This window comes from Metabacillus sp. GQ13 (assembly GCF_059758525.1).
In genome coordinates, this window is the sequence record NZ_JCAXET010000020.1 from 61,040 (window position 1) to 75,340 (window position 14,301).

Below are 14,301 nucleotides of genomic sequence, written 5' to 3' on the forward strand. Positions count from 1 at the left end.
GTTAATTTCAAAATAATCCTTTCCAACTAGTGTTTGCATGCTATCGTTCGTTTTCTTAACTACTTTTAGGATAGATAAGTCTGCTGTTTTTCATAAATTTCTATTAAAGCTTTGGCATTTATACTAAGATAGCGTTCCTTGTTATATGTAAACACTAGTGTACGGGTAGGACTTGACTCTAATTTCATATAAGCAAGGGAGGTTTGATAAGCGCTTCCATGAACAATCATTTCAGGAACTACCGTTAGGCCAAGCCCATGTCCAACAAGAGATTGAGCTGTTTCAATGCTACTAGTTTCATATGCAATCTGTGGTTCAAATCTACCACTTGCACATAGCTCAAATACTGTACGGCGAAAACCATATCCTTTTTTCAATAAAACAAATGGACAATTGGCAAAATCCTCAATAGGTAAAGCAGTTTGTTTGAGCAATTCAGGAGAACATACCATCTGTTTTAATTTTTCTGGCATCCATTGCTTTGGTTCTTTTGGCAACACAAGATAAAGAGGTTCCGTAAGTATTGATTTCGTACTTAAACGAGAATCTTCTACGGGAAGTGACAATATAGAAATATCAACTAAGCCCTTCGCTGTTAAATCGATTAGTCTTTCTGTTGATTCTTCAATTAGCTGAATGCAGATATTTGGGTACTGCTCTTTATAGATTCTAAGCAGTGGTGGCAAAATATGTCCCCCTGTAATAGCCGTTGAGCCAATCTTTAATTCACCTCTTATTCCTTCTTTTCGCTCAAGAATCTCACGTTTTAGATCATCGCGCATTTGTAAGATCTTCTCAGCTTGTTTTACAAAACATAAACCATCGGGAGTTGGCTCTACGGAACCAGGCTTTCGAACAAACAAATATACACCTAGTTCTGTTTCCAATTTTGCAATTTGTTTACTTAAAGATGGCTGTGCAATATGAAGACGGGAAGCAGCTTTTGTAAAGCTCTTTGTTTTATAAATTTCGAGTGCATACTCAAATAATCTCATGTCCATATTATCCCTCCATAGCCTGAAGCTATCAATATAATAGATTATATATCTTATGCGTATAGATGTTTATAGATTATGATGAAAATATCATAATTCAAAAAAATAAGGGGTGTTATACATGAGTTCTATGAATGTTTGGAATGCAGATTTGTACGATGATAAATTAAGCTTTGTATCTAGTTTTGGTAAGGGCGTAGTTGAACTACTTCAACCACAAAAGGGTGAGAAAATACTTGATTTAGGTTGTGGAACGGGCGATCTTTCATATGAAATTTCTAAGTCAGGAGCTATCGTGACTGGATATGATTTCTCAGAAGATATGATTGAGAAGGCACGTAAAAAGTATCCTCAAATCCCATTCATTGTTGAAAATGGAGAAACATTTAGAACAAATGAAAAGTATCATGCTGTTTTTTCGAATGCAGCCCTACATTGGATGAAACAAGAAGCCAATGTGGTTGAATCGGTTGGGCTAACCTTACACCCAGGAGGTCGCTTTGTAGCTGAATTTGGTGGACAAGGAAATGTTCAAACCGTTATTCGTGGAATAACTGAGGTACTTTCTCAAGAATATGGAATGAATGTAACGGATAGAAATCCTTGGTATTTTCCAAGTATAGGGGAATATAGTGCGATTCTTGAGCAGTCCGGATTTAAAGTATCCTATGCTCATCACTTTGATAGACCTACCCCATTAACTGATGGAGAAAAAGGATTAAATCATTGGTTAGATAGTTTTGCGGACGATTTTTTCCCTGAGTTCACTAAAGAAGAAAAAGCGATTATTTATGGAAAAATCAAAAACAAGATCCAATCAGATTTATATAAAGATGGTATATGGGTAGCTGATTATCAACGATTAAGAATTATTGCAATTAAGAAAGGATAGCTACAGCATGTTATGTAGGGAGCCTAGAATGATAAGAGTGGAGAAACATAGCACAAAATGGGGTATGTTCATTAAGCTAATCTTTATTCCTTCGGTAATGGATATCAATGTAGAAGAAGCAACGTTTTGAAAGTGAACGTTGCTCTTTTCAATTTTTTTGTTAGAAAAGTTTGTTTCTATCCCTTATCAAACGAATCTGTTATTGAAACAAACTACATAAAGTTCATTTCATTTATTCTTATATGTTAGCAAAAGATTACCTCAACTCGTTCAGACCAAATGAAGTTGATTTTGTAAACAATCAACGTTATTTAACTGGCTGGTTAGGTAAAAAGCGACCTTTAAGTAATTTTGAAATTAGTAGCATTCGTTTCAATAGACTTAGGACTAGCCTTTGAAAACATACAACTTATGGCTGGAGTCAATACCTCTGGCTGATCGGGAAAGTTTAGCAAATCAAAAAAATAGGGCGCATACACATAAGGTTCTAGTTAATATTCCATCCAATTTAGGTATATATTAAAATAGAAAGCCAATAATGTTGAAAAGTATATTTTTGAGGATGAAGGAAATGAATGAGTATTTATCAATTGTATCTGAGTTATTATTTGGCTTTGTTTTATTATTTGTGATCATAAAAATTTTAGGAAAAACTCAATTCTCACAACTTACTCCTTTTGATTTTATTTCTGCATTAATTTTGGGAGAACTCGTGGGTAATGCCATATATGATGATAAAATAAATTTTGGTCATATAGCATTTTCTATCTTATCTTGGGGTGCCATAATATATGTTATCGAAATGCTTACCCAAAAGTTTAAAGGAACTAGAAAGCTTCTTGAAGGAGAACCTAATATAATCATTAATCAAGGAACCATAAAATATGATGTTCTAAAAAAGACCAAATTGGATATCAATAGTTTACAAAGTCTTATAAGACAACAAGGATACTTTTCCATACAAGAAGTAGAATATGCCATTATGGAATCTAATGGTAAGGTTAGTGTTCTGCCAAAGTCAGAATATGATACTCCCAAAAATAGTGATTTACATTTGCCTTCTATGCCTGTTCATTTACCCATTACACTTATTTTAGATGGGGAAGTTGTATACAATAATTTAAAGGAAGCTGGATCTGATGAAAAATGGTTAAAAGAACAATTAGCGATGCAAAACATTACTACTTATAAAGATGTTCTATACGCGGAATGGCGTGAAAGTAATCCATTATATGTAGTAGAGTATGAAAAAAAATCTAGTTAGTTCGAGCTCATATACAGTAGAACTAATGGTTAAAAAACCAGTACGACTAACACCAATAATCGGAATTGATCTCACCAATTGTTTTTGGCTTCAAAAATTTTGATCCCATTCAGTACAGTTCAATTGATTGTCATTCTGTAATATGCTCGTTTGAGAACACAATTTGTTATCTAAAGGTTCATCTAATTCCTTACTGCCTAAAAATGGCTAACACAAACACCCCTTATTTTTCTAAGAGTATTAATTCCCTTAATTGATTTGTATTATTCGACGATGTTAAGTACGTTTCTCCTTCTCCTACCATATACATCAGGGTACTTTTTTCATTCTCCTCTCCTAACCATAAATGAATGGCATGAACAGGAAGCCCCTCTTTATATTCAATCATTACATCAAAATCAGGTTTTGTTTCATTCATATCTGATTTCTGTTTAACTGAGGTTCTAATCGCTTTATCAAATATTTTAATTGATTGTTTATCATCGAAAGAAAGAATATTATCTTGATTCATGTTGCCAACTCCACTTGAATTGGATATTTTCACCTCAGTAACCTTTTCATCTAAAAGAACCATCAGATTTTCTTGATTACTTTGGCAACCTCCAATAAAAAATGAACCTAAAAGCAAAAGTGAAGAATATAAAACTTTCATACCATCTCTCCTAAAGTTTAGATCTCTAAAACCAAATTGTTTCATTTTATTGTTTCAATCTTTAACGGATCATCTTCGAATTCTTTTATAGACAATTCGAAGAAATATTCGAATAATACTTTTAATCTCAGAGCCCCTCTTTTTATTAATATACTCTGTTTTTTCTCTGAAGATAATTCGTTTGATTCTATATACCCTAATATATTAGTCATTGGTGTATGAATATCATATAACTTATTAGCAATAGCCTGTTTTTAACTCGTTTACTTTACGTCTATTTACTGCGTTTTCCCATGCATCATACTGTTCTTCTATTCTATGCAAGGGTTTCCCCCATTTTCCGCAATCTTTCAAAAGAAAATCCTTATCTTTTTACATACTTCAAAGACAAAAAATTATTGATTCCAATTTTCTTGGCTATCTTTTCCTGGAGAGGCTTTCTTTTGTACTCTTCAAAACCCAGTTTCTTATACAATCGCATTGCCGGTGTATTCGTATCTGCAACTTCTTCAATGACGTAATCATTGTACGGTGTATGTTCGATGATATGTTGGATGATTTGAGATGCTACACCCTGTCCACGGAATTCAGGAGCTGTTCCAACAAATTCAATCGATCCAGTATTTGGAGGGAAGTTTTTATAAGGAGCTTCAAATTCCTTTTTTAAAAACATTCCTGCCATGCTTCCCTTGAAGAAACCTAAGTGCTTTCTCAACTCTTTTTTATTTAATCTTACCGATTTTTTGTTACCATCTGTACATGCCGTAATACCAGCAATTTCGCCATTTTCTATAGCTACATAAAATTGATCTAAAATAAACATATGAGCAAAAGCCTTTGCAATAACGTTTTTATCCTTTGAAAAAAAGATAAGCCATTGTGAAAAACCTTCTGCAAAAATTTCAGCCATCATTTTTCTTACATCTAAATCTGTTTTATTAGCTTTGACTATTGTAAACTTATAATCCTTTGATTGCATACATGATACTCCTTATTTTTAATGAATAAAATCAAAATGCTACATTGTAAATTAGTTGTTATCAAAACAGTGAAAATGACTATTGCTTTATTAAAAACTCCAGCCACTTTCGAACTTGGATTAATCATGTTTATTACCTACTTCATTTCTACCTCCATGATACTTTAGGATTATTTTGTCAGACTACATTCGAATTAACAATGAATGTTTTCGATATTTATTATCAAAAACCCTCTATTTATTCAATAAAATAAAGCATTTCTTCTTCAACTAAACGTATTCGAATAAGAAAAGGATTACCGAAGCAACCCCTGGTATTCAACTCAAGCACCCGTAAGTTGAAGTACATCCCTTCACAATCTTGTCTTTTGCTATTTCTTTTATTACAGGGATGCAGCCCTTTAGCTAAACTAAAAAGAGCATTGATCCTACTTGATCAATGCCCCCGTTTATTATTTAAGGTAATTTTCTTCACAATGGACATACCCGGTCGATACCAGCTCATGAAATTCCTACCGACACCCAATTTTTCCTTCCATTAGTTAAACGCTTTTAAAAGAAATAGACAAGGGATTCGTTCCACAAAACATCAATGTGGCGAATTCATCACCTTGTGGTTGACTACGACGCGGCGAATGAAGAATGCCAGAATCAAGCTAATTAATGCAATGATCAACGTGAAAAAGAACACGCTTTGTGATCCTGCTGTCATAGCGTTTGCTATTTCGGTCAGCCTAGTCGGATCGGTGGAGCCGTGCAAGTATTTCTCCATACCACCCGTAAGGATACTGATTGCTACAGCTATTCCAATCGCGCCTGCAACCTGCTGCAGGGTGTTTAAGACTGCCGTGCCGTGAGGGTATAATTCCGGTGGCAATTGATTTAGTCCGTTCGTTTGAGCAGGCATCCAAATCATGGATACCCCCACCATGAGCCCGATATGCAAAGCCACGATAAAGGCCACTGAAGAAACAGGAGATAGGGTGGTAAAGAACCATAACATGACTGCAACGAGAACGAGGCCAGGAGTCACGAGCCATTTCGGTCCAAATTTATCGAATAAACGCCCCACTAGTGGTGACAGGATACCATTTAACGCGCTGCCTGGCAAAAGCATAAGTCCTGCTATGAAAACAGATAGTCCTGCACCAGTCTGCAGAAACATCGGCAGAATAATCATGCTCGACATAATAATCATCATACATGACAGTACTAGAAGCAGCCCAGTAACGTACATCGGATACTTGAAAACGCTCAGATTCATCATTGGATCGTACATATGGTTCTGCCGCAATATGAACAATACTAGTGCAACAAGCCCAACGATGATTGATGTTACTACGACCATGCTGCTCCAACCTTCAGCTCCTTCGCCCGCCTTACTGAAGCCAAAGACAACTCCTCCGAAGCCGATTGTTGACAACAAGACAGATAGTAGATCGATCCGAGGCTTTGTGACATCTGTAACGTTTTCCAAATACTTCAGCCCTATCAACAACCCTATAACCAAAAGTGGCAGCGAGAACCAGAAGATGTAGTGCCATGTTAAATATTCGATTAATAGACCACCTATGGTCGGCCCGGTCGCTGGTGCAAACATGATAACAAGTCCGACGAATCCCATTGCCGCACCCCGCTTTTCAGGCGGATATAAGACAAGAATTGTATTGAACAAGAGTGGAAGCAACAACCCCATGCCTACTGCCTGTAAAACTCGGGCGAACATCAACATTTCAAAATTGAACGCGAGCGCCGCAATTAATGTACCAGCGATTAAGCTGATGAGTGAACCTGTGAACATCTGCCTTGTCGTAAACATCTGTAGCAACAAACCACTCATTGGCATTAAAATGCCTAGAGTCAACAAGAACCCAGTTGTTAACCACTGGGCGGTTGCGGCCGAAATTTGGAATACTTCCATTAGATTAGTCATTGCAATATTGAGGGCAGTTTCGCTGAACATTCCGACGAAACCGCAGATAAGCAGCGATGCCATAATGGCACCCGTATTGTATTGATTCTTCACTTTGTATCTCCTCGTAAATCAATTTTAATTAATATCAGATTATTTTTTAGCAAATCCTTGTTTGTTTAAATACCCAAGCATAAAGGGCAGTCTGCTTCTATCAAGATGTTCCTCAATATGATCTTTCCATCCCTTTACTTTCTTAACTGTGAAAGGCGCTTTAACAGGGCGATTTTGGTAATATTCACGCATCTGTTGGTCATAAGTTGCTAATTTTTCTTCATCTAGTGGTTGATACTGATTATCAAACATGACCATCGATTGAGGCAAACGTGGTTTTAGTCCAGGCTTCTTTCCAGCAGGATGTCCTATACATAGCCCTACTAAAGGAATCACATACTTTGGTAAATTTAACACCTCGGTTAATTCTGTAATATTAGCTCTTACTCCACCGATATAGACACCGCCGAGTCCCATTGATTCTACTGCAGTTAAAGCATTTTGAGCCATTAGCCCAGCATCGAATGTACCTATTAACAGGTATTCAATATAGTCAAGGTCTACCTTGGGTGCAATTTCATGATTCCTGTTAAAATCTGCACAAAAAATCCAAAACTCTGCTGCTTCTTCAATATAAGGTTGATTTACAGAGAGTTGCATCACTTTTTTTCGTAGTTCTGGATCTGTAATTCTAATGATAGAAACCACTTGTAGTAGACTGAATGATGAAGTTTGATTAGCTGCCTTAAAGATTGCATCTCGTTGTTCCTCTGTCAGTGGTTGATTTGTAAAAGAACGAATGGATGTATGATTATGAAGCAATTCAAGGGTATTATTCATTTGAATCCTCTCCTCTATTAATTATTGTTTTCTTTCAGCCTTCCGTATTGGTAAGGAACTCCCATATTTTCGCGCAATGATTTTCCTTCATATTCCCTGCGGAACAAACCGCGGTCCTGCAAAATTGGGACAACCAGTTCCACAAAATCAGCAACTCCATCATAGGCTATATCCGGAACAACTGAGAAGCCGTCACATGCACCAGCCAAAAACCATTCTTCCAAGAAGTCAGCAACTTGTACGGGGGTACCTGCAACTACTGGATGATAGTTAATAACCCCATGGGCAAGAACATCTCGAATGGATAGCCCTTGTCTCAGCAACTCTAAAGCTCTGTGGGAACGTGGATCCATTGGGTTGGCATATGCCTTTTTCAACATGTCAGTTGCTAATGGTTGATCAATATCTACCGTATGCACCGATAGTGGTAAGCCAACCATGGAAGCAAGGTAACTTACCCTACTTGGAATCTCCTCCGGATTAAAACTCATAAGCTGTCTTCGTCGTTCTAAACCTTCTTCATCAGTTGAACCTATTGAAAACATAAAGCCTGCATACATCTTGATGTCATCGGGATTCCGTCCAAAACGAGCTGCCCTTTGTCGAAGCGCTTGCCTATGTTCACGAGCAGACTCAATGTCATAAGGGTTAGCATAGACACCAGAGGCGTACCTCCCCGCCAATTCCAATCCTTCTTCCCCTCCGCCCGCTTGGAAAATAACTGGCTGACCTTGCTCAGAGGGGGGGATTGGCAAAGGACCACGAGATGCATAATACTGCCCTTCAAGATTGATAGGCCGAATTTTGCTCATGTCGGCAAATTTCCCTCCTTCTACATCTAACGTCCACGCGTCTTGTTCCCAACTCCCCCACAATGCTTGGACAATTTGTATGGATTCATGAGCCATGTCATATCGTTCTTTGCGATTGGCAATCTGAGCACCAAAATTTGCTGCCGCTGCTGGATTGGATGTGGTAACCGCATTCCATCCTACACGCCCATTACTTATAACATCCAGTGCTTTGAACTGACGTGCTATGTTATATGGATAATTAAATGTCGTTGAGAGGGTAGCAACAAGCCCAATATGTTTCGTTTCTCTGGCTACAGCCATTAGAGCTAACATAGGATCCATAGGGAACATAGGAGTCTGTGGACCTAAGTCATTGTATAATCCAGGGGTATCGGCGATGAAGATCATTTGGAATTTTCCCTTTTCAGCTAATTTAGCCCCCTCCACATAACGATCCGTATTTGTGTAAGCTGCTGGGTCTGTGCCAGGCATTCTCCAAGCGCTGAATTCGGCTCCGTACCCCGAAACCATTTGTAGTGCTAGTTGCATCTCTTTTCTTTTTTTCATGTATCTCTTCTCCTTTGTTTTAAATAGGCTCTAAGTAACTAAAAGAGCCTGAGGTCATTTAGTTCCAATCACCTTTCAGTAGATAGGGGCAAACCAAGTATATTTAGCTTACTAACTAATTAACTAGTAATTAACTAGTAATTATTCATCAATTACAGTCCTTCTTTTGATTTCCTTACTAAATTGTCGCGTATACTATTACTATTAATAGTATATATTTAGGTTGCAAAACAATTATTTAGCATGCTAAATATATACATAGAGAAAACTTAGAACAAGTTTCTCTCCATTCGCTTCATAAGTTCCCTTAAGATTAAGCGTTCTTCCGGTAAGATTGAATGAAGTAATTTTTCTTGCTGCTGTTTCCATTTAAACCCGACCGGTTTCTCTAAATCTTTGCCTTGGTCCGTTAGATAAATTCGCATAACCCTTGAATCTAGTTCATCACGTTTACGGTATATAAATCCGTTTTTCTCCAATGATTTAACCATATTTGTTACCGTAGGCGGTTCACATTTTAAATGTTCACATAATTGCATTTGTGTTATCCCATCACCTAACCACAAACGAGAGAGTAAATTATCTTGGCCTACATAAAGATTAAGTTCTCTAAGACTTTCACTATAATCTCGACGCATTTGAAATGAAATTTTATCTAATGACAGACGAATATCGCAATCAACCTTATCGTTCATAGGTATGCCTCCACTACTAAAATGTATTTAGCAAGCTAACTATATCATGGTGAATATTTAGCTGTCAATTTATCCTAAGTGACCTACTCACATTTTATCGGGCTGAATTTATCTAGAACTGGGGTCAAAAGTATGGGTCCAACAATGAGATAGAACACTCGTTCCATATCAGCAGTTTCACACTGAGATGTCCAGATTCTGTTTATTACACCGTTTGCCTATCAACTTGTTGTATTGAGTAATTTTGTTACATACACTAGAATAAAACCAATTCTCATTTTTTTAAAGAGGGCAATAAAAATTGCCGTAGTACATTTTTTTGTACTTAATAGCAAAAAGCAGGTGAAAAGATGGCTAGAATATGTAAAGACGTTTTGATAAAGAATTTATAATGGAACAGAGAGAGGTATATGGATTGCCTATACACAAAATATACTTTCGGACGTTGGAAATATCTCATTCTTTGTTTCATAAAACTAGAAACAGATTGCTTAATTAAGCGCAAGGTTTTTCCGGAGGTACCTCCTCGTGTTGAATATTCATTTATTGATTTTATGGAAATTGGTGATAAAGTAGACTAATTAAGGCCTATTGCATTACAGTTATTGCGATAGGCCATTATTTTGCGGAACAAAAATAATCGAAACAAAAAATACTTAATCTTAGACCTATGTAAAAGTATCATATAAGGTTATCTGAAGTTTAGCCACCTATTCACAGGTGGCCTTTTCCTTATAATACTTAGTTATTGTGTGAAAAAGCATTTACAATAATAACTGCTCTACCTCTAAAATTTACGTTTGAATCATATTCAACTAACCTTAGTCCTACTGAATAAAGAGCTAAGGCTGCCTAATAAGTGAACGTTTTATTAATTTGTCTACTTGACGGGAATAAGACCCATTGGAAGATCCTTTTAGCTGTTTTTTAAATTAAAGCATACGATAGTTTAAGTATAATATTTTACAATCTTTCTTGGGTAAATACGATTACTAAAGGTTTAATTTTAGTTTTTATAAATATTCGAATCTTTCCTCAAAGAGCAAACTTGTCATCGATAAACACTGTCACATGTTCCTGGAGCTGGTTCATAAAAACAATGTTGTTTAAATTGACCAGTAAAAGGTTGGTCGTACCATGTTGGAGGACACGGACCAGAAGGATTAAAGTACCAAAGAGAATATTTCGCTGGGTGCTGTCTCCAATTTTCCAAGTTCTTCCTTGCTAATCTTCTTTCAGAATCTCTTGCTCTTTGATAAAATACATTACCTTTTTGAACAGCTTCAAAAGAGTAATTTCCACCTTGTACGTGAAAAATGACATCTCTAATTGTTCTTAATTTATTAAAGTCAGTACAATCTGCTACAGCACGGTTAACAATTACATTTCCAACATATAACATTCCTTGTATTCCTTCGCCTACAGCTTCTGCTCTCATCATCCTTGCCATTAAGTTAATGTCTGCATTTCGGTAAGCTACTCTTCCCATTTTTCCACCTCCAACTTACAGTATGAAAAAAAGCATGCATTCATGTCTTTGTTTACAAGTATCAAATGAATACTCTATACAAATCTAGTTAACATAATTGCCACTTTAGGAAGTTAGAAAAAGAGCTAAATCCTTGATACATATGGGTTTTGCTCTTGTTCGATTTCTATGGTAGCAAAGTTCGAAGCGATCCCTGCACCGGTACCTGCACTAGAACCCCCTGTTGCAAAAATGCCAGGTCCATAAGGATTCAATACTTGCCCTCCTCTTGAACTATAACCGCTCGGCATTCCGTTGGTCATGTAGTTGGCCCACTCTGTCATGTTCGCTTTCCCAATGATAATCGCACCTGCTTCAAGAAGTTTCTTCGCAACAAAGGAATCTTCATTAGCAAAATGATCTTTCAAGGCGATTGAACCTGCACTGGTATGCATGCCATCAGCAGTATCGATATTGTCTTTAACCAAAACAGGAATCCCATAAAGTGGGCCTACATTCCCTTTACGCTCTTCATCCATATCTTCCGCGATCTCTAATGCATAGGGTTGACTTCCAATACCGAATTGATTTTCCCTTTGTCGTACTTTTCAATGCGATCCAAATACATTTTCGTTAATTGTTTGGAAGTGATTTTGCCTGATTGCAACGCCTTTTGTAAATCTTCAATTGTTGCCTCTTCTAGGATGAACTCTTTTTTAGATGTTTTTGCTTCTACCGAAGGTGCAGTCGATGTTACTGCTAATGCTGTGGCTAACCCTACCGAAGCCAATAACGTTGAAACTTTCTTAAATTTCCTTTTTACATCTAATTCCAATAGAATCCCCCACTTAATTTAAATTATGATCCATTAGGGATCATTGGATCGAATCCTAGATTGTAATTCTATAAGTATGATAGGTTATCTTACACGTATTTCGAGAAAGCAGAATAAACGCGCCCGATTATGGAGTATGTATCTCATTAGAATATAAACGGTTCACCGTTTCCCAAAAGAATGTTTATTCTTGGTTTTATCGGTAAGTTACCGTGGAAAATGACCGAGTGAAGTTTTGGGTTGTTCGCGCTTTTTTATGTCAAGTATTATACTGGACACGGTATTGCTGGTGCACTTCATCCAGTTTTTGCTCTTGTATTGTTTTGGATATCCTTGTACTGGCACGGCAGTCATATAAGATAGATACTACGTTGATACGATCATCGTTTAATCATTAAACTTTGATACTAAATCCATCTAATTTATAAAGGCTTTTACATTTTATAACTCTTCAAGCCCTTTTAATTTTTATTCTCAATATACTTGTCTTTTACCCAACTCTTCTACTATATATTGATTAATTTGGATTTCCACCCTCTGTTTTACATCTATTTATGGTACGGTTCACCGTAACGCATCTAAATGAGGTTCTTTATTATTTTTTAAACTACCATTCGAACAATTTATTAGAAGTTATGGCCTATAAAAATATCAATATTTGTAGTAAAGGGATACCTCACGTTCAACCTCTCTCTTCCCCTCTGTTTGAACTATTCGGTTTTTCTGATAGTTGCCTATTCTTGTATTTCTCCTTCTGCATAAATGTTCTTTATATGTTCGTTTATTGTTTTGACACCTTTTTTGGTAAAGCTCAGCAATTGCCTTTTGTGTCATCCAGACTGTCTAATTTTCTAAACGAGCATCTATTTTTGTATTGCCTTCCTCCGTTTGATAAATCAGGATATTGGTTTCATTGTTCGCTGGCGCTTGTCATGCCCTCTCTTTATTCTACGCTCGATAAAAGTTTGTAAATGCCACATTAAGTAATTTAACGATTCTTAAAGTTTTGGTAAATGGAAACACTTCTGCCATTTTATACTTTATCATGAAAAAGCAATGATAAATTGAGAGGAGAATTATCCATGAAAACCAAACTAAGAAAACGAAACCTGGCACAAAAACTGGTGTTTACGGGTGCCAGTGTCGCATTGGGGCTATCTTTATTCACGAGCACGTCTGCCTCTGCAGAAAAAAACGAACGCAAACATCAAAAGCCATCTTTTGAATTCGGCCTCATTTCCGATATTCAATATTGTGATTGTGATACAAATGGGGTTCGCTTTTACCGCAATTCCATCAGCAAACTGCAGGATGCAACGGCGGAACTGAATAAACACGACCTGGAGTTCACCATTCAGACGGGTGATTTAATTGACAGGAACAGGGAGAGTTTCGACACTATTCTTCCATATTTCAATCAGATAAATAGCAAAAAATATCATATGTTAGGGAACCATGACTACGACTACCCGAATAGTTCATCCGACCAGACGGTAGACATTCTGGGCATGAAGAATCAATATTATGACTTCGCGGAAGATGGATGGCGTTTCATCGTCTTGGATACAAACGATATGAGCCTGTATGCCAACGAACCGGGAACTCCGAAATACCAGCAATCCGAACAGTTTTTTAACCAACTGAAGGCAACCGGGGCAAACAACGCCCAGACCTGGAACGGTGGAGTCGGTCCGGAACAAATGAAATGGTTACATAACGTGCTTCAAAAATCAAAGAAAAAGGGTGAAAAAGTGGTTGTGCTTGGCCATCATCCGGTATATCCTGCGAATGAGCACAACGCATGGAATGATGCTGACATCATGCTGGAGCTTGAGTCTGCGGGCAACGTAGTAGCTTACTTTAATGGTCATAACCATGCCGGTAATTACGGGGAGAAACACGGAATCAAATATGTGAATTTCCATGGTATGCTGGATACTGCCGACAGCAGTGCGTTCGCTGTCATCCAGGCTTTCAAAGATCGCCTTGAGGTTGATGGTTTCGGCCGACAGCCAGACCTCACCATCCATGTGGAGAATCACAAGGAAGACGATGATGACCAACATGATGACGAAAATGACAATCAGAACAATGACCGGGATGATCACCAAACGAAAACAATCAGAAATAGATAACATATTTTTAAAGATGGAAACAAATCTAAGAGTCGAGTTGCTAGACCCTTAGGTTTGTTTTATCTTAACAATTTTTAAACAGAAGTCCCTCCGAACTGTTCCAACACACACTAGTCAGAATGGTTATATGCGTCCTAAGCATTCTTTTTATACTAACTTGCCACTATAGACAGCCATGTAGCAATGCAGCCTACAAAAAATGAAAATGTCTAGAAACTG

12 protein-coding genes and 1 pseudogene are annotated in these 14,301 nt (G+C 37.2%); 4 read left to right on the forward strand and 9 right to left on the reverse strand.

What is annotated here, in order from left to right:
- Window positions 1-65 precede the first annotated feature (65 nt).
- Window positions 66-1,001, reverse strand: a complete 936-nt coding sequence (locus AC6CHR_RS21155; RefSeq protein WP_498251015.1) for a LysR family transcriptional regulator — start codon at window positions 999-1,001, stop codon at window positions 66-68.
- A 115-nt stretch (window positions 1,002-1,116) separates the two neighbouring features.
- On the opposite strand from AC6CHR_RS21155, the gene AC6CHR_RS21160 reads away from it, so the two are divergent.
- Window positions 1,117-1,887: a class I SAM-dependent methyltransferase gene (locus AC6CHR_RS21160; protein ID WP_498251016.1), complete on the forward strand. Its 771-nt coding sequence runs from the start codon at window positions 1,117-1,119 to the stop codon at window positions 1,885-1,887.
- Between the two features lie 571 nt (window positions 1,888-2,458).
- A complete protein-coding gene (locus AC6CHR_RS21165) occupies window positions 2,459-3,151 on the forward strand; it encodes a DUF421 domain-containing protein (protein WP_498251017.1) in 693 nt (230 codons plus the stop codon).
- Between the two features lie 223 nt (window positions 3,152-3,374).
- Here the strand turns inward: AC6CHR_RS21165 and AC6CHR_RS21170 are convergent, their stop codons facing one another.
- The 6 genes from AC6CHR_RS21170 to AC6CHR_RS21195 form a co-directional block, all read right to left on the reverse strand.
- The gene (locus AC6CHR_RS21170; RefSeq protein ID WP_498251019.1) at window positions 3,375-3,803 is read right to left on the reverse strand and encodes a YhfM domain-containing protein; all 429 of its coding nucleotides are present in this window, start codon (window positions 3,801-3,803) and stop codon (window positions 3,375-3,377) included.
- Between the two features lie 364 nt (window positions 3,804-4,167).
- Window positions 4,168-4,782 carry a GNAT family N-acetyltransferase gene (locus tag AC6CHR_RS21175; RefSeq protein WP_498251020.1) on the reverse strand — a complete coding sequence of 205 codons (615 nt, stop codon included), beginning with the start codon at window positions 4,780-4,782 and terminating at the stop codon, window positions 4,168-4,170.
- A 589-nt stretch (window positions 4,783-5,371) separates the two neighbouring features.
- Window positions 5,372-6,778 carry a DHA2 family efflux MFS transporter permease subunit gene (locus AC6CHR_RS21180; RefSeq protein WP_498251060.1) on the reverse strand — a complete coding sequence of 469 codons (1,407 nt, stop codon included), beginning with the start codon at window positions 6,776-6,778 and terminating at the stop codon, window positions 5,372-5,374.
- A gap of 69 nt (window positions 6,779-6,847) precedes the next feature.
- On the reverse strand, window positions 6,848-7,588 hold the full coding sequence (gene nfsA, locus AC6CHR_RS21185; protein WP_498251021.1) for an oxygen-insensitive NADPH nitroreductase: 741 nt from the start codon (window positions 7,586-7,588) through the stop codon (window positions 6,848-6,850).
- Window positions 7,589-7,605: 17 nt separating this feature from the next.
- Window positions 7,606-8,931: an NtaA/DmoA family FMN-dependent monooxygenase gene (locus AC6CHR_RS21190; protein ID WP_498251022.1), complete on the reverse strand. Its 1,326-nt coding sequence runs from the start codon at window positions 8,929-8,931 to the stop codon at window positions 7,606-7,608.
- Between the two features lie 287 nt (window positions 8,932-9,218).
- Window positions 9,219-9,644 (reverse strand): MarR family winged helix-turn-helix transcriptional regulator, encoded by a 426-nt coding sequence (locus tag AC6CHR_RS21195; protein WP_498251024.1) that lies wholly within the window; start codon window positions 9,642-9,644, stop codon window positions 9,219-9,221.
- A gap of 410 nt (window positions 9,645-10,054) precedes the next feature.
- Here AC6CHR_RS21195 and AC6CHR_RS21200 point away from each other — a divergent pair, with 410 nt between their 5' ends.
- Window positions 10,055-10,225 carry a winged helix-turn-helix transcriptional regulator gene (locus AC6CHR_RS21200; protein ID WP_498251025.1) on the forward strand — a complete coding sequence of 57 codons (171 nt, stop codon included), beginning with the start codon at window positions 10,055-10,057 and terminating at the stop codon, window positions 10,223-10,225.
- Between the two features lie 470 nt (window positions 10,226-10,695).
- Here the strand turns inward: AC6CHR_RS21200 and AC6CHR_RS21205 are convergent, their stop codons facing one another.
- The gene (locus tag AC6CHR_RS21205) at window positions 10,696-11,133 is read right to left on the reverse strand and encodes a cell wall hydrolase (protein ID WP_498251027.1); all 438 of its coding nucleotides are present in this window, start codon (window positions 11,131-11,133) and stop codon (window positions 10,696-10,698) included.
- A 152-nt stretch (window positions 11,134-11,285) separates the two neighbouring features.
- Window positions 11,286-11,818: pseudogene (locus tag AC6CHR_RS21210) on the reverse strand (amidase family protein); the annotation flags it as partial.
- Between the two features lie 1,211 nt (window positions 11,819-13,029).
- Here AC6CHR_RS21210 and AC6CHR_RS21215 point away from each other — a divergent pair.
- A complete protein-coding gene (locus AC6CHR_RS21215; protein WP_498251028.1) occupies window positions 13,030-14,082 on the forward strand; it encodes a metallophosphoesterase in 1,053 nt (350 codons plus the stop codon).
- Window positions 14,083-14,301: the final 219 nt, after the last annotated feature.